Source organism: Desulfovibrio sp. 7SRBS1 (assembly GCF_049723905.1).
Classification (GTDB): Bacteria; Desulfobacterota; Desulfovibrionia; order Desulfovibrionales; family Desulfovibrionaceae.
This window is the reverse complement of the sequence record NZ_JBJKFD010000001.1, coordinates 244459-265115: the sequence shown is the minus strand read 5'-3', so window position 1 is coordinate 265115 and position 20657 is coordinate 244459. Positions and strand designations below refer to the sequence as shown.

At 53.5% G+C, this 20657-nt stretch carries 19 protein-coding genes; 9 read left to right on the top strand and 10 right to left on the bottom strand.

The window, feature by feature from the left end; genetic code table 11:
* Positions 1 to 33 precede the first annotated feature (33 nt).
* Positions 34 to 327, bottom strand: coding sequence for a hypothetical protein (locus ACI0FJ_RS01285; RefSeq protein WP_424298045.1), 294 nt, complete (start codon positions 325 to 327; stop codon positions 34 to 36).
* A 335-nt stretch (positions 328 to 662) separates the two neighbouring features.
* On the opposite strand from ACI0FJ_RS01285, the gene ACI0FJ_RS01280 reads away from it, so the two are divergent.
* Positions 663 to 857 carry a twin-arginine translocase TatA/TatE family subunit gene (locus tag ACI0FJ_RS01280; RefSeq protein ID WP_424298044.1) on the top strand — a complete coding sequence of 65 codons (195 nt, stop codon included), beginning with the start codon at positions 663 to 665 and terminating at the stop codon, positions 855 to 857.
* Between the two features lie 97 nt (positions 858 to 954).
* Here the strand turns inward: ACI0FJ_RS01280 and pgsA are convergent, their stop codons facing one another.
* The 5 genes from pgsA to ACI0FJ_RS01255 all read right to left on the bottom strand — a co-directional run bounded on the left by pgsA (position 955) and on the right by ACI0FJ_RS01255 (position 5604).
* Positions 955 to 1536, bottom strand: a complete 582-nt coding sequence (pgsA, locus tag ACI0FJ_RS01275) for a CDP-diacylglycerol--glycerol-3-phosphate 3-phosphatidyltransferase (protein ID WP_424298043.1) — start codon at positions 1534 to 1536, stop codon at positions 955 to 957.
* Positions 1537 to 1583: 47 nt separating this feature from the next.
* Positions 1584 to 2339, bottom strand: a complete 756-nt coding sequence (locus tag ACI0FJ_RS01270) for a FecR domain-containing protein (protein ID WP_424298042.1) — start codon at positions 2337 to 2339, stop codon at positions 1584 to 1586.
* A complete protein-coding gene (locus ACI0FJ_RS01265) occupies positions 2336 to 3340 on the bottom strand; it encodes a hypothetical protein (RefSeq protein WP_424298041.1) in 1005 nt (334 codons plus the stop codon). The genes ACI0FJ_RS01270 and ACI0FJ_RS01265 overlap by 4 nt, the downstream gene beginning before the upstream one ends.
* Before the next feature lie 79 nt (positions 3341 to 3419).
* Positions 3420 to 4613: a hypothetical protein gene (locus tag ACI0FJ_RS01260; RefSeq protein WP_424298040.1), complete on the bottom strand. Its 1194-nt coding sequence runs from the start codon at positions 4611 to 4613 to the stop codon at positions 3420 to 3422.
* 94 nt (positions 4614 to 4707) lie between these two features.
* Positions 4708 to 5604 carry an LPP20 family lipoprotein gene (locus tag ACI0FJ_RS01255; protein WP_424298039.1) on the bottom strand — a complete coding sequence of 299 codons (897 nt, stop codon included), beginning with the start codon at positions 5602 to 5604 and terminating at the stop codon, positions 4708 to 4710.
* 605 nt (positions 5605 to 6209) lie between these two features.
* Here ACI0FJ_RS01255 and ACI0FJ_RS01250 point away from each other — a divergent pair.
* From ACI0FJ_RS01250 to ACI0FJ_RS01215, 8 genes are all read left to right on the top strand, one after another.
* On the top strand, positions 6210 to 8111 hold the full coding sequence (locus ACI0FJ_RS01250) for an NADH-quinone oxidoreductase subunit L (protein WP_424298038.1): 1902 nt from the start codon (positions 6210 to 6212) through the stop codon (positions 8109 to 8111).
* On the top strand, positions 8111 to 8959 hold the full coding sequence (locus ACI0FJ_RS01245; RefSeq protein WP_424306438.1) for a respiratory chain complex I subunit 1 family protein: 849 nt from the start codon (positions 8111 to 8113) through the stop codon (positions 8957 to 8959). Before ACI0FJ_RS01250 ends, ACI0FJ_RS01245 begins: the two co-directional genes overlap by 1 nt.
* Before the next feature lie 6 nt (positions 8960 to 8965).
* Complete coding sequence (locus tag ACI0FJ_RS01240) at positions 8966 to 9412, top strand: NADH-quinone oxidoreductase subunit B family protein (protein ID WP_424298037.1); 447 nt, start codon at positions 8966 to 8968, stop codon at positions 9410 to 9412.
* 24 nt (positions 9413 to 9436) lie between these two features.
* The gene (locus ACI0FJ_RS01235) at positions 9437 to 9811 is read left to right on the top strand and encodes an NADH-quinone oxidoreductase subunit C (protein WP_424298036.1); all 375 of its coding nucleotides are present in this window, start codon (positions 9437 to 9439) and stop codon (positions 9809 to 9811) included.
* 24 nt (positions 9812 to 9835) lie between these two features.
* The gene (locus ACI0FJ_RS01230) at positions 9836 to 10912 is read left to right on the top strand and encodes a nickel-dependent hydrogenase large subunit (RefSeq protein ID WP_424298035.1); all 1077 of its coding nucleotides are present in this window, start codon (positions 9836 to 9838) and stop codon (positions 10910 to 10912) included.
* 12 nt (positions 10913 to 10924) lie between these two features.
* The gene (locus ACI0FJ_RS01225; RefSeq protein WP_424298034.1) at positions 10925 to 11296 is read left to right on the top strand and encodes a 4Fe-4S binding protein; all 372 of its coding nucleotides are present in this window, start codon (positions 10925 to 10927) and stop codon (positions 11294 to 11296) included.
* Between the two features lie 267 nt (positions 11297 to 11563).
* Positions 11564 to 12172, top strand: coding sequence for a tetratricopeptide repeat protein (locus ACI0FJ_RS01220; protein WP_424298033.1), 609 nt, complete (start codon positions 11564 to 11566; stop codon positions 12170 to 12172).
* 268 nt (positions 12173 to 12440) lie between these two features.
* Positions 12441 to 13460 carry a threonine aldolase family protein gene (locus ACI0FJ_RS01215; RefSeq protein WP_424298032.1) on the top strand — a complete coding sequence of 340 codons (1020 nt, stop codon included), beginning with the start codon at positions 12441 to 12443 and terminating at the stop codon, positions 13458 to 13460.
* Between the two features lie 286 nt (positions 13461 to 13746).
* Here ACI0FJ_RS01215 and ACI0FJ_RS01210 read toward each other — a convergent pair whose 3' ends face one another.
* From ACI0FJ_RS01210 to ACI0FJ_RS01195, 4 genes are all read right to left on the bottom strand, one after another.
* A complete protein-coding gene (locus ACI0FJ_RS01210; RefSeq protein WP_424298031.1) occupies positions 13747 to 14646 on the bottom strand; it encodes an acetamidase/formamidase family protein in 900 nt (299 codons plus the stop codon).
* Positions 14647 to 14930: 284 nt separating this feature from the next.
* Complete coding sequence (locus ACI0FJ_RS01205; RefSeq protein WP_424298030.1) at positions 14931 to 15689, bottom strand: substrate-binding periplasmic protein; 759 nt, start codon at positions 15687 to 15689, stop codon at positions 14931 to 14933.
* 175 nt (positions 15690 to 15864) lie between these two features.
* Positions 15865 to 16626 carry a substrate-binding periplasmic protein gene (locus ACI0FJ_RS01200; protein ID WP_424298029.1) on the bottom strand — a complete coding sequence of 254 codons (762 nt, stop codon included), beginning with the start codon at positions 16624 to 16626 and terminating at the stop codon, positions 15865 to 15867.
* Between the two features lie 268 nt (positions 16627 to 16894).
* Complete coding sequence (locus ACI0FJ_RS01195; protein WP_424298028.1) at positions 16895 to 20494, bottom strand: PEP/pyruvate-binding domain-containing protein; 3600 nt, start codon at positions 20492 to 20494, stop codon at positions 16895 to 16897.
* Positions 20495 to 20657 lie beyond the last annotated feature (163 nt).

Here is a 20657-nt window from a genome sequence, read left to right as displayed (position 1 = left end):
ACTGTACGTCTGGAGAAAAAATCCGAAGGAACGCTACTCCTGTATGGACATGGGGGTGAATTCCCGACAAATCCCTTCGCAGACAGGCAAGGCTTTCAGGCACAACCCATCCACAAAATGTCGGCAATCAATAGCTTCTCCCAAATCGCCCCCAGCCTCGTACTCGTCACAACGGGAGCATTTGCCCTGCATGGACAGAAACAACCGCTCCCAAAGCGCCCCAGCCTGGGCGTCGGGCAGGTTGAAACACTCGGCCCTGTCTATGAATTCATCGTGAGCCCTTTCCCACTCCAATAAAACCCGGCAGAACCAATCACGCCGCAACATCGGATTTCTGTATTCTTCACGAAGACAGCGTCCCTGGCGATAATAAAGGCAATCACGGCCTGGCAGTCTGGATACTCGGCTCATCTTGTCCAAATGTATTCAAATCAGATTTCACAACGTCGTGTTCAGCTTGAGAGAATACGTATCCCCTCGTTGCATGGCAAGAGACGAATTCCCCCGCTCGGCGTGGGCTGCCAGGGCGTACGCATGCCTTGCGCAACCTCGAAGAATACCATCGAAAAAAAGCGGGAGGAACCCAATCAAATAATTTGGCCAGCTTGACCTGCCGATAGTCCAGGTGTATAGGCTCGACATACGATTAACGGAGGAATTGCATGTTCGGAATAGGAATGCCGGAACTTATTATCATCCTGGTAATCATTCTCATCATTTTTGGGGCTAACAAGTTGCCGGAAATCGGTGGAGGACTTGGCAGAGCCATCAAAAATTTCCGTAAGGCAACCAGTGAACCTGAAGAGATCGATGTAACCCCTGATCCAGATAAGGACGACGAGAAGAAAGACGCCTGAACACAGGCTTTTATATGCTTCAAAAAAATATAAACCGCATCGGCAACGATGCGGTTTTTTTATTGGGGAAAATCGTTTCCGCTGCGTGGAGATGCTTTTACTTACGCAACAAGCAAACGCCCTTCAGCACATACTGAAAGCAGCTCAAACAGGTAAGCACGGCCACGAGGATCTCCAGCGCTCCCTCCCAGCCAAACGTCGTACGGCCCGCCACTCGCACCAGAACCAGAACCACAAGAGTAAGCTGGGCTGCGGTATTGCACTTGCTGATCCATGTGGGATGAATGCGGTTGCTCAGGTCCACCCCGGCGAAATGAACCAGAAAAAGCCCGCCGACAATGATCAGATCGCGCGTTATGACCATTACGGCAAGCCAGAGGGGAATAAAGCCACGCGCGGCCAGACAGAGAAAGGAGGTAACGACCAGCGCCTTGTCCGCTAGGGGATCAAGCACCTCCCCCAGCCTGCTTATTTGGGCGTAGCGCTTGGCAATGAAGCCATCCAGCCCATCGGTCAAAGCGGCCACTGTAAATATGGACAAAGCCCACCAGTAGCCCCCTTGCAAAAACAGAAGAATAAAGACCGGGGTCAGCAGAATGCGAAAAATGGTCAGGACATTGGGAAGTGTCCACACCCTGCCGTATGCCGTTCCAGCTCCAGACGCTCTGCCGCTTTGCATCCGCCAGCACCTCGCTGTCCGTCACCCAGCCATTCCCGAATCAAAAATTACATTCCCAATTCTTTGTCCCGCTCCATATTCCAGCGAACCCACGGACTTTTCAAATCCTGGTCCAGGTTGAACTTCTTGGGACTGTCGTACCGGCCATCGGGCCGAATAACAAACTGATACCCGGCAGAAATAATTTCCATCCAGGTGCCTACATCCACCCGGGAAGGTCCCTGAACGCGTTCCGGCCCGGCAACCCGGACCCGAGGCCCTTCCTGGGCTGTGCCCGTCCAACGACGCTTGACCCGAACCTTCCCGCGATAAACAAGATAGCGGGAAAAATCGTCGTTCCCCACGTTGAGCCGATACTTGGTTCCAGCCACTCCGGCCACGGCCGTCGGCGAATTGACCTCGAACTCCGTCTCGCCCAGAAAGTCCTTTACCGAAGCCCAGCAGTCCCCCATGGCCACATCGACTTCAATGTGGCGGCTGGTTCCTGTGGCCGTGGCACTCACAAGGCTGAAATCCGTGGCCGAAGCAAAGCGGACCACACTGCCTTCGGGGAGGAGAAGCTCCAGTTTGCCGTCGTTTTCCACGTGCACAGTGGCTGGCGCCTTGATGTCCTGCCCTTTGGCAAGCAGAGCAGTGCTGCCTTCATTTTCCAGGGTCGCGTGCCCTTCCAGATACGAAACGGTTGCCGCCCCCGACAACGGCAGCTCGTAGGCGGCCCGGGCGAACGTAGTACCGAAGACCATTGCCAGCAGCGCCAGGCATAAAATCAGGATCCGCCCCAGGAATGCCAACCTCTCATTCATGGTGTACCTCCGGTAGTGTCCGCACCCTGCTCGGGGGCAGCCGTGGTTTGTGCGGTATTATTGGTGCTGCCCAAAATGAATGACAATCCCCGACTGTGCGTATACTCCGCCAAACGGGCTTCCAACTCGTTTCTGTCCGAGAACGCCACGGACCAGCGGGCACTTACGCCCACACCGTTCAAATTTACATTTTGCAGTGTCCGATGGCTCACCAGCGGATCCCAGGATGCCAGGACCTGATCAAATGCAGACGCACCTTCGGGGAAAAACCAACCGCTGACTGTCAAAGGAAGTTCGGCCCTGCTTTCCAACGTGGTCGCCTTGCGGCTGAAAAATCCACTCCACACGCGATACCAAACATCATCCAGATTGGGACCGGCGGCTTCCCAGAAATCCTCCCCGGATACCAGCCTGGCTCTCCAGATGGTCTTGCCATCGGCCAGCCTGGTGCTGACTTCCAGGTCGGGCTGCGAAGTGGTGTCCGGGACCACCCCGGAAAGAACCTGCAAATGGTTAAGCTGGCCGATATCCTCGGGCATGGGACCTTTGAACGACAGAGTAAAGGGCATCCCGGCCTGCAGAGTGTTGAAAAGCCCGAGACGCTGCAAAAGGCTTTTCAAGGCTCCACGGTTCACCCGGACATCCATGGTGGCCTGCGCCCCTTCTTCCTTTTTGACCACGGCCCCCTGGGAATAGCTCAGAACAAAATGCCCGGCACGGGGGGCCAGGAATTCCTTGAGGTAGCGGCCACGCAGTTCACCGAGCTGTCCCGGCAGAAGCCCCAAGGCCTCCGTGTACACGGCTTCGACAAACCCAAGATCTTTGAGTTCCCCTTCCTGTTTAACAGAGGACGCCCCTTTTTCATAAGGCAGAAAGACCGTAACCTGCGCGGCCAGGACAGGACGAGACCCTGTACAGAAAAAAAACGTCAGCCCCAGCAACAAGACCGGGACGAAAGAGATGCGACCCACCAGGGACCGTCTAGAGAGCTGAATATTCATGCAATGCTGTTCCGTTTCATTGTACAATTAAAACGGGAGCGGGAATTCCCCGCTCCCGCCATACGGCTAGTGAACAACCCTAGAAAGGATTAAGTTCGGCCTTCAATTCTTTGATGTAAAGCAAGGCGTCCACTCCGGGAACCGAGGCACCGGGCTTGAACAGACCGGAACGCTTGTCCGCTTCCAACAGCCCCCGCGTAGTACATACCATCACGGCGTTGAAGTAAGGCTGGTCGTTGCGCACGTCGGCAAAAGGGCTCTTCTGGCCGATGAATTCAGTGGCCAGCATGTCCTTGCCTGTAGCCCGAAGGATGATGTCCTGGAAAATCATGGCTATTTCTGCCTTGGTAAGCGGCATATCGGGAGTGAAGGAACCATCGGGATTCTGCTGCAGTCCCTGCACGCCGAACTCGATGACCTGATCTATGTCCGCCTTGAGCGGATGATGCTCCGTATCCGTGGGAGCGGTATCGGCCTTGCGCACAATCTGATTGGAGGGAGGAGCCTGGAAGGTGCTGGCCTCGGGAGTCTGCGTCCGCCCGAAGAACCGGGCGACATTCAACTCTTCAACCAACAGGCCTGCCATGTCGGCACGGGAAAGCTCATCCACCAACACTATCTTTTTACCGACAATGGAATTGGGGGCTGCGCGCTTGGCCTTTTGCAGCAGTTCCCAGCGGGCGTCGGTTTTTTCACGAAAACGGATTCCAGCCTTTTCCATGCGCTGTGAGTATTTGACTGCGGCAAACATTTTTTCCGCGGATTCAAAATCAAGTGCCTGAAGATACGCTTCCCCCATGTAATAACTCAGGGCCAAGTTGCCCTTGTCCGAATGAATTCCGGCCCGATAGGCATTCTTCGCCTCGGTCAGAGCCTTGTACTCGCTCACCTCGCCACGTTTCAGGCCTTCTGTGTACAGCCGTATTTCCGCCGTCAGCGCGGCAAGCTTCTGCTGCGTGCCGTCCGCCTTGTGCAGGCCGTTTTTGACCAGGGAAAGTCCATCGTCAAAATCGCCGCCCTGCATCACCGAAACCAATCCCTTGCCCGCAAGGGCCGGACCGAAACCGGGATCAAGCTCCAGGGCCAGCTGAAACTCTTCGGCTGCCTGCTGGAGGTTATTATCGTCCAGCGCACGCTGCCCCACCTCATAGTGGTGCTCCGGGCTATCCATAATGCCGGATGCCTGGCGCGTCTTCTTGGCACAAGCCGCCAAAAGCAGCGCACAGCTAAGCACAGCCAATACAGCTATCGTCTTGCGAAAACTCGATTTCATGCCTTACATCCTCAACTTTGGATTGTCGTTTACATGGCACATGCTGCTTCAGTCGGGACGAAACCCGCCTGAACCAGATTCAAACCGCACGCCATTAATCCAGAAGGATCATAACCCGGCATTTTTCGAGAAAGTTCTGTCCGGCAACCAGGCTGCGAATCTTATTGGCCTCTTCGTTGGAAATGACGATGTTGGTCCTGTTGGCACCATCCGCATTGACAGCCTTGACCGGATAAGGATGGTCGGCAATGCGCGGGTTCTGCATAGCAAGGGATTCATCCTTGGCATACCCGGCCATGCCCTGCTGAATGGCGTATTCACGACTGACCAAAGCGGAGCCATAAACTTCATTGCCGTTTTCATCCAACACCTTGGGGCTCATGGCCGGACGGGCGGAAAAACCACGGGCATCGACCAGCATGCCAGTGTACACAACGTCCGGGGTGGCCGGAACGGCAGGCTGTGCCGGAACGTCAACCTGAGGCTGTTCGGGCGCAGGAACGGGTGCCGGTGCCGGAGATTGCCTGAAGGGAATGGTGGGAGGAATAATCACATTGGCAAATCCGCCGTGCAGGGAAATCCCAACAGTCACTTCTACCGAACCATCAGACATATAGGCGGTATCGAGAATTTGCGAATTCTGCAGAAACCCGCGGACCTGGGTCTGCACAACGTCACTCGTGACCATGTAGTTTTCAACCGTGGTCTGGGAGTCGATCTGCACGCCCTTTACTATTTCCAGAAGATTCCTGCGGGCTACAACCGTAGCGGCACGCACAGCCATGGCCCTGGCCTGAGCCATATTAACCGCATTTGGCGGGGGCGCCCCCACACCTATCGCGGTCACCAGCCCTTTCTGCCAATCGACCTGTCCGTTGGCCATTTGCTGAACATAGGCTCCGGGGTCGTTTGCCTGCTGGGCTGCACTTATTCCCGTGCCTACCCCAAGAAGCGCAACACAAAAGCAAACAGCCATTACGAGGCGGTGCATAGATTCCTCCTTACGATTCAAGGTGATACGCGTAATCCATGAGCTTGCAACAAGGCAGGAGAACACGTTTTTTCTCGTTTTTCACAGAGAGCTGAGTTTCCAATAATCCTGCTAGTTTTTATCGCGTGGAGGGTGGTTGCGCAAGATGTTTTCATTTTCCGCACTCTCTATCCCTGCATATTTTCTGGTCCGGCTCTCAAACGCATTTCCCCCAAAGAAACTCCACTATGGGGGTCGGATGCCTTTGTTCATATTTTTTGAAAGGTGTAGCATGAAAAACGAGCAGCAAATACATACTATTTTACAAAATGTAGCATCAAGTAGCACATTTAAACAAAAGCTATACATCAAAACACTGTGTATATTACAGTATAACATATGCAAAATCACCCGGTTTTGTGCTCTTCTCTTGACTTTTCAATGTATTTAACGCACGTCAAAACTGCGGGATGGTGAAAGGGATGGAGAACTGATCAACACTCCCGCGCAAGCGACTCACACTCTATTCGCTTCTCTTCAAGGCTGGCGTACGGATCGTCCGTATTCTAGTCTGCGTGGAGTATTATACTCAACGCCTCGGTTTATTAACCTAAAACGGGGGCATTATGCTGGACACGCTTCTCTTCTTCCTCATCGTGTTGCCGTTTCTTGCAGGGGCTGGCTGCTATTTTCTCAAGCCTGGTTCTGTACGCTCGCTCATTGTGATGTGTACGGGGGCAGTACTTGCAGTCAGCGCAATTGCATTCTACGGAAACGGTTCGGTTGCCTACTCGCCGGGTTCAATGTTCGGAATCTCCGTTCGCCCGATGATCCAGGTTCTTGATTTCCTTTTGCTCTTCCTGATTCTCTTTTATGGTTTCAAACTCAAAAGCAGATGGGTGCAGTTGTTCACCGCATTTCAAATCGTTCTGTTGAGCGTTTTTGAACTCTTTATGGTTGACCACGCCCACGAATTCCCCACGTTTTATGCAGACCAGCTGTCCATGGTCATGGTGCTCGTCATTTCCATAGTGGGATCGCTTATCTGTCTGTACGCCATTCCGTACATGAAAACGCATGAAGGCCATCTCAAGCTGGCCAAATCCAAACAACCTCAGTTTTTTCTGTATCTGGTGGGTTTTCTGGGCGCCATGAACGGCATGGTTCTTTCCAACGACATCGTCTATTTTTATTTCTTCTTTGAAATCACTACCTTCTGCTCGTTCATGCTGATCGGGCACGACCAAACCGAAATCGCAATCAAGAACGCGACCCGCGCTCTTATCCTTAACGCTGCCGGTGGCGCTGCCTTTGTCCTGGCAATGGTTTGGGCATATACCGCCGCGCACACCTTGGATATCCAGGCCATGATCAAGCTCGGCCCCCTGGGCGGCGCCATGTTGCTCCCCCTGGCCTTGCTCTGTCTGGCCGGATTCACCAAGGCCGCGCAGTTCCCGTTCCAAAGCTGGCTGCTGGGCGCAATGGTTGCCCCCACTCCTGTTTCCGCCCTGCTGCACTCCAGCACCATGGTCAAAGCAGGCGTCTTCATCGTGCTGCGTTTCGCTCCTGCCTTCCAAGGCACTTTCCTCAGCGATGTCGTAGCCGTTTGCGGTGCCTTCACCTTCCTTGCCGGTGCCGGTCTTGCCGTCAGCCAGTCCAACGCGAAAAAAATCCTGGCCTACTCGACCATCTCCAACTTGGGGCTGATCATTGCATGCGCCGGGCTCAACACTCCGCTGGCAATCACCGCCGCCACTTTGCTGATCATCTTCCATGCCGTGTCCAAGGGGCTGCTCTTCCTGTGCGTGGGGTACATAGAACAGGGTATTCACAGCCGCGACATCGAAGACATGCGCGGACTTTCAGTGGTTATGCCCAAGGCCGCCCGCATTACCTTAGTTGGCCTCATCACCATGATGCTGCCTCCTTTTGGCGTGCTCCTCGGCAAATGGATGGCCATCGAAGCCGCGTCCGACAACATCTTCGTCATCGTCCTGCTGGCCCTGGGCAGCGCACTGACCGTGCTGCTCTACACCCGCTGGGGCGGCAACCTCATGTCCGCACCATACAATGCCAAACCGCAAGCTGAACACACGCCCCTGCTTATCGGCATTCCATTGAACGTGCTCGCCGTCGGCGCAGTGGTTCTCAGCCTGCTGGCCCCGGTCATCTATATGACCATGGTCGGACCGATGCTCAAGACTCTGCCCTTCCATGTCAGTTTCGGCGTCCTGAGCAGCACGTCGGGCGCATTTGCCGTCTATCCGCTCTTCCTGCTGATGGGTATTGGCTTTGCCTATGCGTACCGGACCATGCTCAAAGCCCGGACGGAAAAAAAGACGGCACCGTACATGTGCGGTATCCAGACGGATGATGCCACCGCCTTTATCGGTCCCATCGGCCAGCCGGTAAAAGTAACCGCCGGTAACTACTACCTGGAAAATATCTTTGGCGAGACCAAGCTCACCCTGTGGGTCAACCTCGGCGCCGCCATGCTTCTGGCGCTCATGATCGGAGGTGCGCTGTGATCAAAGACATACTCCTCATTCTCGTAGCGTTGTTCGCCGCTCCCATTGCGGGCGGTCTCATCGCGGGTGTCGACCGGCGCATTACCGCCCGGTTCCAGTCCCGTTTCGGGCCGCCGATCCTGCAGCCCTTCTATGACGTCTTCAAGCTGTTCGGCAAAGGACGCATGATCGTCAACAACTGGCAGGTGTTCTGCACCTATGCCTATCTGGTCGGCGCGGTCCTCTCCGTAGTTCTGTTCTTCCAAGGTTCCGACCTGCTGCTCATCTTCTTTGTGCAGGCAGTGGGATCGGTATTTCTGGTAATGGGCGCACTTTCCGCCCCTTCGCCCTACAGCCAGGTGGGCGCACACCGTGAACTCATCCAGATGCTGACCTACGAACCGCTGCTGGTTCTGGTGTTCGTCGGCATCTTCCTGGTTACCGGAAGCTTCAAGGTTACGGCCGCCTTCGACCTTCAGCAGCCCATGCTTCTGCAACTGCCCCTGATCTACATCGTGTTGTCCTATGCCCTTACCATCAAGCTGCGCAAATCCCCGTTCGACTTCTCCACATCCCACCACGGGCACCAGGAGCTGGTCAAAGGCATGCTGACCGAATTCTCGGGGCCGCATCTTGCCATCATCGAACTCGCCCACTGGTATGAGACCGTTCTCATCCTGGGTATCTGCGCGCTGTTCTGGTCCACCAACATTATCGGCATGATCGTATTGTTGGGCGTGACCTACTTCGCCGAAATCCTCATCGACAACGTAACGCCCCGCATGACCTGGCGTTGGATGCTCGGCTACGTATGGGGACTCGGGCTTACCATGTCCGCCGTGAACCTTATCTGGCTGTATGCGGGGTAAACAAATATGAGCAAAATCAAAGACTTCATTAAAAAATCACGGATCAAGTCTCCGTGGATAATGCATTTCGACTGCGGCAGCTGCAACGGCTGCGACATTGAAGTGCTGGCCTGCCTGACCCCCCTCTACGATGTGGAGCGGTTCGGCATCGTCAACGTGGGAAACCCCAAACACGCCGACGCGTTGCTCGTTACCGGCACGGTCAACCCGCGCAACAAGCACGTGTTGAAGAAGCTTTACGATCAGATGCCCGAGCCCAAGCTGGTCATTGCCATTGGCGCATGCGGCCTGTCCGGAGGCATCTTCCGCGAAGCATACAATGTGATCGGCGGAGTGGATAAGGTCATCCCCGTGGATGTGTACGTTCCCGGCTGCCCTGCCAAGCCCGAAGCCATCATCGACGGTGTCGTCGAAGGTCTGGGTAAGTTGGCCAAGCTTCAGGAAAGCATGTAACCCAAGGACAAAGCAGGTATAACCGTGAAAGAACACGTCGAAACGGTCACCACCGACAACGTCGTATCGGAAGTCGTCAAGCTCAAGTCCGAAGGATACCGCTTCGTGACCATGAGCGCGGTCAATCTGGATGACGACAAAGTCGCCATCTACTACCATCTTGAACTCCATCTGCGCCTGATTCACCTCAGACTCGAGGTCTCGCGCTCCGAGAGCGACAGCAAAGTTCCCAGCATCTCCTCGGTGTACTTTGCCGCACTGCTCATAGAAAACGAAATCCAGGACCAATTCGGTCTCTGGTTCGAAGGTCTGGCACTGGACTTTGGCGGACACCTTCTGCTCGAACAGGAAGTTACCAGTCTGCCTTTTGTCAGATACTCGACCGTTACCAAACAATAAGCCTGGCTAGACCGAGGACAAGATATGGCACGTACAATCATTCCCTTCGGGCCCCAGCACCCGGTTCTTCCCGAACCGATTCATCTGAAGCTGGTGGTCGAAGATGAAATAGTGAAGGAAGCCCTTCCCCAGATCGGCTATGTTCACAGAGGACTTGAAAAGCTCTGTGAAATCCGCGACTTCCACCAGATGATTCAGGTCTGCGAGCGTGTTTGCGGCATCTGCTCCATGATCCATGCAGTGTGCTACTGCCAATCCATTGAAGAGCTCATGGATATCGAGATCCCCCGCAGAGCAAAATTCCTGCGCACCATATGGGGCGAACTGCACAGGGCGCACAGCCACCTGCTGTGGTTGGGCCTGTATGCAGATGCCTTTGGCTTCGAATCCCTGTTCATGCAGTTCTGGAAAGTCCGTGAACGCATCATGGACATCAACGAAGCCACCACAGGCAACCGCGTCATCGTTTCGGTCAACGTCGTCGGCGGCGTACGCCGTGACCTCACGACGGAGCAATGCAACTGGATTCTCCAGGAAATCGATTGGTGCGAGAAGGAAATCAAGCGCCTGCAGGATACACTCCTCAACGATTACACCGTAAAAAAACGTACAGTCGGCATTGGTGTGCTCACCTACGATCAAGCCTATGAACTCGGCGCGGCAGGCCCCACCCTGCGTGGTTCCGGCGTGGCGCACGATATGCGCATGACTGGTTACTGCGCTTTCGATGAAATCGACTTCGAACCCGTGACCGAACCGGACGGTGACTGCTACGCCCGTGGCAAGGTTCGTTTCCGCGAGACGTTGCAGTCTTTGGAAATCGTGCGCCAAGCCATTGGAATGCTGCCCAAGGGCGAACTGAACACCACGGTCAAGGGCCGCCCCGAAGGCGAAACAGTAATGCGCGTGGAACAGCCCCGTGGCGAATGCCTCTACTATGTAAAGGCCAATGGCACCAAAAATCTGGACAGGCTGCGCATCCGCACCCCAACGTTCGCCAACATTCCGCCTCTTTTGGCCATGCTGCCCGAATGTGAGCTTGCGGACGTCCCGGTCATTGCCCTGTCCATCGATCCGTGCATCAGCTGCACCGAACGTTAAGGAGGACAAGCCATGCTATTCATGACGCCCAACGTCATCAAAAACCTGACGCGTAAAAGCGCCACCCGTATGTACCCTACTCAGGTACGGGAGCCTTTTCCCAACGTTCGGGGTGAGCTGTACAACGACATCGACCAATGCATCTTTTGCGGAACCTGTGCCCGCAAGTGCCCTTCCCAGTGCATTGTTGTCGACAAAAATGCAGGAAAGTGGGAATGCGATCCCTTTGCCTGCGTTTACTGCGGCATCTGCGTGGATTCCTGCCCGACCAACTGCCTGCATCAAAAAGAAACCTGGCGCCCGGTTACCCAGGAACGCCAACAGATTGTAATGCAAGGCGAACCGCCCAAACCGAAAAAGAAGGCGGCCAAAAAGGAAAAATAGAACGAACTGTACACTTTCTTCAGGAAAGAGCGGTTACAGTCTTCCAAGCTCTTCAAGCCCCTGCTTCGGCGGGGGCTTTCTTATGATTTTTCCACCACAGCCGAGAGATATCCAAAACAGAGCAAGGGACAAACATATGGGTTGGTCTTTTCTCTTGCCGCCCACCTTCTCTTGAGCCAAACTCACCCGACACCACGTTCAACCCCACTTGCACCCCAAAGTATTTACAAGTATAGCCCACTAACTATACCTTTTAGGGAGGATTTAATGTCCCACCAAAACGACTCAAAAACTCAGGCTACCATGCCGAAACAGACCGCATATCTTATTGCTGTTCTTTGCCTGCTGTTGGGATTCATGACAGGTGCCATGACGGCCGGTTACTTCCTTCCCGGCCAAAAGGCCCAGCCAGCTCAGCAACAGCCAACCCAAAACGGGCAGCAGGCCACGGGCAGGAACGCAGCGGAACAACGCCGCCAGCTCGACCTGGAAATGGAAACCCAGCGGCATCCGGAAAACCGAGACGCCTGGGTCGCCTTGGGACATATCTACTTCGACAGTGGCAACCATGTTGAAGCAATTCACGCGTACACCCACGCCTTGGATCTTGATCCCAAAGACGCCAACATATGGACGGACCTCGGCGTCATGTACCGCCGCAATGGTCAACCCAAGGAAGCCATCAAATCCTTCGACAAGGCCATTGCCATCGACCCTCGCCACCAGACCGCACGTTTCAACAAAGGGGTGGTCATGCTGCACGACCTTAACGATAAGGCCGGGGCCATTGCCTCCTGGCAGGAACTGCTCAAGGTAAATCCCGATGCGAAATCACCGTCAGGGCAGCCCATCCGTCTGATGATAGACGAGATGTAATCGGCTTGGGGCCAATCAATAAAAACGCGGGAGAGTCGGGTAGGTAGTGAAGACTCCGATACCTTTTGTTCAAACACCAGGGCGGTCTTATGGACCGCCCTTTCAACTTCAACCTCTCTTCCTCAAGTACTTGAGTAATCACGGCTCCACCTACTTTCTACTTTGCCTTTTCTAGCCGAAATCCGCCTCCCAGGTGTCATTACTTTTTGACTGCCCACCGTTCCTTACTTATAACGTCTCCCACTTCAACGTTTTCAAGGAGTTTTCCGTGCTGAATCTAGCAAGCGACAATGCCTCCGGAGCGCATCCCAGGGTCCTGGATGCGCTGGTCAATGCCAATGCCGGAGACGCCAAACCTTATGGCGATGACGAATACACAGCCAAGGCCACTGCTCAGTTCAACCGTCTGTTCGGAAAAGATATTTCCGTTCATTACGTACTGAATGGAACCGGTGCGAACGTCCTGGCCATCAAGAGCCTCACACGTCCCTACCATGCCGTTATCTGCGCGGATATCGCGCATATCAACGTGGACGAAACCGGAGCACCCGAACATATTACCGGGTGCAAACTGCTGCCTGTCCGCTCGGACAACGGCAAGATGTGCATTGCGGACATAGAACCTCAGCTCGATGCACGTGGTGTGGTTCACCAAAACCAGCCCAAGGTTGTTTCCATTACTCAGGCAACGGAAATGGGTGCAATCTACACTGTAGAGGAAGTCAGCGACTTGGCGGAATTCGTCCATGCAAACGGCATGTACCTGCATATGGACGGTGCCCGCATTGCCAACGCAGCCGTTGCGCTGGGCGAGGATGTGGCAGCCTTTACGCGTGACGCCGGTGTGGATGTACTGTCTTTCGGCGGTGCAAAAAACGGCATGTTGTTCGGGGAGGCCGTGGTGTTCTTCGATCCCAAACTGGGGGAAGAGTTCATCTACCTGCGCAAACAAAACCTGCAGCTGCTTTCCAAGATGCGTTTTCTCACCTGCCAGTTCGCCGAGCTGCTTTCCAACAACTTATGGCTGGAAAACGCGGCACACGCCAACGCCATGGCAAAACGTCTGGCAAACGGTCTGGAAAAAATGCCCCATGTTACGCTGAACAACAACGTACAGGCCAACATGGTGTTTGCCACGTTCAAAGCGGAACATATGGAAGCCCTGCAAAAGAACTTTTATTTCTACGAATGGGCTCCGCGCAGACACGAGGCACGTCTGGTTTGCTCGTATAATACCACAGAAGAAGACATCGACACATTTCTGCAGGCAGTTGCCGGTCTCGACTAGTAATGTTTTCTCAAAATACGTACATGCATTTTGAGAAAACAGTAGCTGCTCAGGGAAAGCAATAACCAATAGGGATGCGCCTCGGGCACTTCCCGCTTGGTACTTCCAGTAGCAGCGCCATCCAGCACAATATCGTGTCTATCAGCAAAAGCCCTCCCGGAACATGTTCAGGGAGGGCTTTGTTTTTACAAGAGCCTGAAAAGTTGCGTCACAAATCGCCGAACTACGCCCCTGCCGCTTCATTCAGAAATAAAGATTCAACTTTGAAGGAAACAAGTTCACTTCATTAAAAATCCATATCAATATCCAACTTGCGGAGCACTTCCAACGGCATGGTACAACGAACGGTCTTTGCTGGGTTCACCGTCTGGCAGACCTTGAGGCTGCCACTGGCGGTTATGAGCATTGCCGCCTGCGCCAAAGATAATTCGGACTTGGTGTGGAGAAACTCAGCCATTGCCAGGCTTGCCTTTTCAATCGCTTTTTCCAAAGTCTTGTCCGAAGCTATAAAGGAAAGGGTTGTGAGCGTCTTTGCCATCGGCATACTTATCTCAAGCCCTTCAGCCTTTCGCACTTCAACATCCACCTCGCCCGCGACTTCTAGGCCGGAAGAAAGAATTTCCCCGTCACCCATGGCGGCGTGCAGATCCCCCATTGCTAGCAACGCACCATCCACAAAAACAGGAAGATAAAGAGACGCCCCAGGGCCTATGAGTCTGGTGTCGATATTCCCGCCATGATCTCCTGAAGTTCCGCATGCAATGCCTTCTCCGGCAGGAGCCACACCGATGACTCCGACAACCGGCTTGATGTCCAGGGACACCTTCTCGTTGAAAACGACTTTGTCTTCCTTGAGGTCAAAAAATCTGACCTCTGTCGTTTTCTCCTTTTCCCCCAATGCGCCCACTCCCGGAGCAACAACCATCTTGCCCGGCGACTTGACCAGCACGCCTTTGAAATCCAACCGAATAACGTCTCCTGCTGTAACTCCATTCAAATAGACAGGACCGGTTGCCGGATTGCAGCGTCCAAAATCAACAGCGTCGAGTCCACTTTCCGAAGAACAGTCCTGATCGCTGAAACAATCCATGGTCTCAAAAGAAAGGTAGGCAGGAATATCCGTGCTGTGTGAAGGAGTATTCTTCTTATCCAGAAAAAAGACATGGTGTCGCTTGGAAATAAACATTCATTGTTCCTTATGTATCTGGAAAATATGCTCGATAAAGATATTTTTTGCGGAGAGTGGTTGAAACCAATATGGAAGATGCGACTGTACAGCCTGAGGGGCTGTAGATGGAGCTGAAAACTTTCCTTTCCCCAAAAAGACGCCCAGCGTCACGCTGCAACGGCTCTTAGTAAAAATATCAAATTCCTTCAAGAATAAAAGAGGGATAGACAGCCCATGGCAGACCTGAAGCAATAACGTCTGCACCTCTTCCCAACAAAAAAAGGCCCCCCTTCTGTTCTCCGCTAACGAGAAATACTCTGCATGTATTCTTGCTGCTCCTTCATCCAATCTATCTTCGACAAGCCGCGGTTAAAGAGACGCAACAGCTTACGTCCCCCGTCGGAGCGAGGAAAACACACGTAAAGCCCACGAATTCCCAACAGTTTTTTGTTGAACACAATTTTATCTTTGAATGGAGCAAGGCAGGGCGCTGTCTTCATCAGATACTCAAAAACATTTCTGTCCATTACCGCCAAGTCCAGCCGTCCCAGCGCCAATTTCTTAATATTCATCACATCGTCCACCCCAGGGTCCACCGTAAGCTCTTTCAAGGCGACCATATTGTCGAACTCCGGAGTATTAACGTACCCGTCGACGACCCCGATACGTAGCCCCTTCAAATCGCTGAGTGAATCCCAGTTTACCCGATTATTCGCTGGCTCGATAAATCCTAATGGACTGGTTCCCATCTTTTCGGAAAAAATAAAGTTCGTAGCAAGACGCGGTGAAAAGTATTCCGGGAAGTATGCTGCCGCCCTTCCCTTCTCCGCCATTCGTACCGCCCTCTTCCAGGGATAAAACCCCAGGTCCGTGGAAACTCCCGCTGCCCTGAAAGCTGCCGTTACCACGTGGCCAGAAGCCCCGTTTCCAGGCAAATTTTCGCTCGTATAAGGTGGCCACTCAAGGGAAGAAAGGACAACATGAGTGGTCTGCAGGTCACCACCGCAGCATACACCGCCCAAAAACAGTCCCAAGATGAGAACGAGGATGTACCGCTTCACGTGCCTTCTCCTTACGAGATTCCTGATTTCAACAACAGTTCTGAATATCAAGGCAAACTAAACTGCCGGTAACCACACGCTCCTGAAAAAGTCCGTCCAAGAAGAATAAACATACCTACAGGACTCAACGCAAAATCAACTTCCCGCCTGCAGCTCGAATACTCCAGCACGCCATTCACTTCATGATACTTTGAAAGTATTCCTCCTGTACCGACTGCCAATCCAACTTACCAAGGCCTTCGTTGAAAACCTTCACCAACCGCCGCCCCTTTTCCGTACGCAGAAAACAAACATACAATCCCTTGAGTTCCAGCAACTTGTCATTGAACACCACCTTATCCTTGAACTCACGAAGGCTGGGCTCGGATTGCATAAGGAAAGTAAAGACCCTTTTATCAATAACAGCCAAATCCAACCTTCCAAGCGCCAATTTCTTGATATTTGTGATATCTTCCATGCTCGAATCCACGTTCAGTTCTCCAGAGGCAACCATGGCATCAAATTCCGCAGTGTTCACAAAACCGTCCACTACGCCAATACGCAGCCCCTTCAAATCATCAAGGGTTTTCCAGTCCACATGATGTCCAACGGGCTCAATGAACCCTATGGGACTGAGCCCGATTTGATTCGAAAAAATAAATATTTTTGATCGTTGCAAAGAAAAATATACCGGAAAATAGCCATCTACATGGCCCTGCACTGACATTCTTACCACTCTTTTCCATGGAAAGAACTTGATGGAGGCCGAATACCCGGCCGCTTCAAAGGCTTTGCTAACCACAAGGGAAGATGATCCCTTTTCGGGAAGCCGCGCTCCGGTGTATGGAACCCATTCCAACGAAGCAAGCGCCACATGCCCAGCCCATGAGGAACCAACACCGCCCCCTCCGATCAAAAACAGGCAAAAGCAAAAGAGGAGGATGTACTGCTTCAACATGCTTTTCTCCTGGCGTCTCCTCAAAATTTTACTGCCGCAATTGCGTACATTGGAAGCAATAGAAGTACTTCTCATAGTAATTTGAATACAGAAAATGTTCAAAGGAAAAGGCTATCTTTTCCTGTATTCCGACTCCCCCTAAAAAAACACCCGCAAGGAACATTCCCTGCGGGTGTTTATAAGCATGTTGTTCGCTGAACAGCTCACGCGGAAATGCGCTTTCAGTTCAACTATCCGTAAGCCATTCTACAGAGTTACGGACAACAGACTAAAACCAAGTAGCCTTTTTCCTGGCTTCTTCCAATGCCTTTGCATGCGCTTCAAAATCGGCAAAGCCGGCGTGGTGCAAGGCATCTTCAACCGTTTGCGACCAATCCCAGCTGGCATAGATAACCGGCTTATGGAATGTGGCCCGGAAGCCTTCCACTTCCTGACGGTAGAAACTCTCCTTGTCGGTATCCAGGTTGTCCTTGAGCTGTTCATTCAAACGGCCCAGTTCACCTTCGTACCATTCCTTGAGGTCTTCTGCAGTGTTGAAACGCTTGAGCAAATGGCCGTAGTTCTGGTCCAGCATGATCTTTTCGATATTCTTGAAGTGCTGCTTCCTGAGCCATTCACCCAATTTGGAAGCAGGCAGGTTTTCCGCTTCCACTTCGGCCATGTCCAGCTTGGTCTGGTAGTAGGTGTCGGGCACGACCGATGCAGCGGTGATCCCCGCAATGCAGACAAGTCCGCGCAAAATAACGCTGTTGGACACGCCCTGTCCGCAAAATCCCACCTTTTTGCCGTAGCGCAGGCCGGTGAAAATAGTCACCAGAATGGCCCACACAACGGCAGGATCTTCTTCGTCGTAGATATGCTGCAGTGCGGCATTGTCACGGTCAGTAGCCAGCACCATCTGCGTCATATCGTTGGAGCCGATGGAGAAACCGTCGAATTCCTCGATAAACTGCTTGGCAAGAATGGCGTTGCTGGGGATTTCGGACATAAGGATGACCTTGAGACCATCCTCGCCGCTTTTAAGCTTATGGACCTGCTCCAGATAGCGCTTCATGCTGCGTGCCTCTTCCAAGGTGCGCACAAAGGGAAGCATGATCTGCAGGTTCTTGCCCCCGAAGATGCCCCGCGCCATTTTGAAAGCGTCGAGTTCCCAGTCGTGAATATTACGGGAAACACCACGCCATCCGAGCATGGGGTTGTCTTCAATGTGCTCGAACAGGCTGCCGCCAAGCAGGTTGCGGTATTCGTTGGATTTGAAGTCTGTGGTGCGGTAGACGATGTCCTTGCCGTAAAAAGCCATGGCAAACAGGGCCAGACTCTGGGAAAGCACCTGCACGTAATACTCGCGACCGGTGCGGAAGCCCTTGATCTTGAGCTGGTGACGGATCATATCCTCCAATGTGGAGGCCTCTTCCATCTGGCTTGCCAGGCCGATCTTTACGGCAACGTCCTTGCGGAGTGCTGCAATACCCTCAATGGTTTCCTGAATGGTGGAGTTTTCCTTGATGCGCTCCACAATCTCTTCCACGCGGGCCTTCAGCTCCATGCGCCGCTGCATGGCATCGGCATCCTTGGAGGGTTCGGGATGCAGCAGCTCCATCCAGCCCATAACCACGGCAACATGGTCTTTAAGAGCAACAGACGTCTTGAGCACGTCCAAATTGGCCGTGGCCATTTCAACGTGGTCGTCCAGCTTGTGCTCCAGATCACGCAGTTTGCGGTGCACGGCCAGAATTTCTTCCGTGCCGCGGGCTTCTTCGCTGTCGGCAAGCTTATCCATTTCGGCAAGCAGGCCGGTGATGATGCCCACATAATTGCGCAGCTTGAGGTTGAAGCTAATGACTCCTTCATGGAGCTGCTCTCTGAGCACCTTTGTCAGCTTGGCATCGAGTTCACGGATGCGTTCCTTGACCACGTGCTCCAGGTTGCCGTTGTCAAAGGCTTCCAGAGCCATGGGGTGGATGCCTATATTGCCCAGCATGAACTCGGCACGCAAAAGGCCGACTTCAAAGTCGGGCACATTACGCAGACGGGACAGAAACATGGACTGTCCCACGTCGGCCAAAATCAGACCGACCTTGGTCTTTGTGGGCTTTAACGTGGAAAGATCCATTTCCCCGCCGACTTCCACCAATGGGAGTTCGCCCCTGTAGGCCTTGCCGCGCGAGCCGTCGACCGTGACTTTCGTCCCGTCCAGGCTGCGCAACATCTCCAGGCGCTGCAGGCCGATAATGGCCGGGATCCCCAGTTCGCGAGAGGTTATGGCGGCGTGCGACGTATCCCCACCCACATCTGCCAGGATGCCGGAAGCAATACGCATGCCCGGCACCATATCCGGGTCGGTACGTTCTGCAGCCAGAATGTCGCCCTTGCCTATCTTGTTCAGCTCCAGGGCACTGCGCAGAAAACGCACCACACCGGCACCGGCACCGCGGGAAGCACCATTGCCTTCCAGAATTGTCTCGGCCCCGACAAGCGCCTTGGGGTCCACCTCGAGACGGCGCATGAAAATGGTGTGAGGGTGTTTTTCAAACTCTTCATTCCAGCGGGTCTCGGGACGCGCCTGGACGAACCACAGCCGGGACGAGGCGTCCAGGCAGAATTCGGAGTCCATGATCATGCCGCCGTAGGCCCTGCTTATATTACGCACGCCTTTGGCCACATCTTCGGCCTGGGCCAAAGACAGAGACCAACGGTAGGTATGCTCTTCGTCCACATCCACCAGTTCGGTGCCCCCCTTGGGGCAGTAGACGATCTTCTTGTCTTTGCAGCCCATGAAACGGATGACCACTTCGGCTCCGTCATCACGCTGATAGACATAAAACTTGTCGGGAGTAACCATGCCGCCCACGACGGCCTCGCCCAAGCCATAGCTGGCATCGATGGAAACGAGTTCTTTCCTGGCGGTTCCCCGGCATCCGGTAGAGGTATCTGCAGAGAACGCTGTTCCCGAAATAACGGGATTGATCATGCGCATCACGCACACGGACAGCGAAGTATTTTCAATTGCCCATTCCTGTTTGGCCTTGGCCGCAATGGAATCATCGCCGGTATGTTCGGCCTTGGCCACGGCATCCAGGATGGCTTCACGACGATACGTCATGGAACGCAGGTTGTAGGCGGAGGCGCAGTCCCACTGATAAGCCTCCACACACTGTTTTTCACCTACAATGTTCAGGTAGGTATCCTGCAATCCGGCAAAAGCCTTCTTTCTGCTGTCCTCACCCGCTGCAGACGAACGGACGGCAACCGGAACGTCTTCGAGCTTGGCTTCCTTGCAGATGGAATTGTACGCGCTCTTTACGGCTTCCGTCACATCTGCAGGCATTTCGACGGACAAAATGGCAACCTGCACAAGGACGGAACGCTGACGCAGCTGGTCAATACCTTCGGGCGAGGTGGCAAAACCCTCGACCACGTTATTGACGAAAGAACGCAAACGCGTGTGGTTCCCCTTGGTATCCTTTGCTTCTTCCTTCGCCTTGCGCGCTGTGGCACGCACAAAGCGTTGCAGAAACTCGGAATCCTTGTTGACTTCTTCGTCGTACCAGTCAATCGCGGCGTATTCCTTGTCCACAATGGACCGAATAAGCGCTGCATCAACCTTTGTTTCATCCAGGACCTTGTGAAAGAGAATGGAGGACAGAGCCCGGAACTCGGGAGCCCGGATACCCTCAACCTGACTAATGATAGCCGTGTTGTAGTTTTTACCGCCGACAATGAGCTCGGCTTCTTCGCCGATCGCCACAATATCCGCCCCGGTCAGGACGGGATTCTGTTTGAGCGCTGTCGGATCCATTGCTGTTTTTCCTTTGCCCTTTGCAGCCGTGCCGCTGTTACCAGCAGCCTCCTTTTTGGCTTTGGCCATTACACCCTACTCCTTACAATGAAAACGCACTCATCTATGAGAATGAAGGCACAAACCTTCACTCCAGACTCAATGGCAATTACATCCATTTAGGTTTGTACCTTGTCAAAGCCGCCACAGTCAATGAAGGAAGACCCGTTCTTGCCAAAGTCCGGACTGAATA

Coding starts and splice junctions, on each gene's coding strand:
- pgsA (WP_424298043.1), bottom strand. CDS start 1,536: ATGCAAAGCGGCAGAGCGTCTGGAGCTGGAACGGCATACGGCAGGGTG.
- ACI0FJ_RS01220 (WP_424298033.1), top strand. CDS start 11,564: ATGTCCCACCAAAACGACTCAAAAACTCAGGCTACCATGCCGAAACAG.
- ACI0FJ_RS01225 (WP_424298034.1), top strand. CDS start 10,925: ATGCTATTCATGACGCCCAACGTCATCAAAAACCTGACGCGTAAAAGC.
- ACI0FJ_RS01210 (WP_424298031.1), bottom strand. CDS start 14,646: ATGTTTATTTCCAAGCGACACCATGTCTTTTTTCTGGATAAGAAGAAT.
- ACI0FJ_RS01195 (WP_424298028.1), bottom strand. CDS start 20,494: ATGGCCAAAGCCAAAAAGGAGGCTGCTGGTAACAGCGGCACGGCTGCA.
- ACI0FJ_RS01255 (WP_424298039.1), bottom strand. CDS start 5,604: ATGCACCGCCTCGTAATGGCTGTTTGCTTTTGTGTTGCGCTTCTTGGG.
- ACI0FJ_RS01285 (WP_424298045.1), bottom strand. CDS start 327: ATGTTGCGGCGTGATTGGTTCTGCCGGGTTTTATTGGAGTGGGAAAGG.
- ACI0FJ_RS01230 (WP_424298035.1), top strand. CDS start 9,836: ATGGCACGTACAATCATTCCCTTCGGGCCCCAGCACCCGGTTCTTCCC.
- ACI0FJ_RS01265 (WP_424298041.1), bottom strand. CDS start 3,340: ATGAATATTCAGCTCTCTAGACGGTCCCTGGTGGGTCGCATCTCTTTC.
- ACI0FJ_RS01270 (WP_424298042.1), bottom strand. CDS start 2,339: ATGAATGAGAGGTTGGCATTCCTGGGGCGGATCCTGATTTTATGCCTG.
- ACI0FJ_RS01200 (WP_424298029.1), bottom strand. CDS start 16,626: ATGTTGAAGCAGTACATCCTCCTCTTTTGCTTTTGCCTGTTTTTGATC.
- ACI0FJ_RS01240 (WP_424298037.1), top strand. CDS start 8,966: ATGAGCAAAATCAAAGACTTCATTAAAAAATCACGGATCAAGTCTCCG.
- ACI0FJ_RS01250 (WP_424298038.1), top strand. CDS start 6,210: ATGCTGGACACGCTTCTCTTCTTCCTCATCGTGTTGCCGTTTCTTGCA.
- ACI0FJ_RS01260 (WP_424298040.1), bottom strand. CDS start 4,613: ATGAAATCGAGTTTTCGCAAGACGATAGCTGTATTGGCTGTGCTTAGC.
- ACI0FJ_RS01280 (WP_424298044.1), top strand. CDS start 663: ATGTTCGGAATAGGAATGCCGGAACTTATTATCATCCTGGTAATCATT.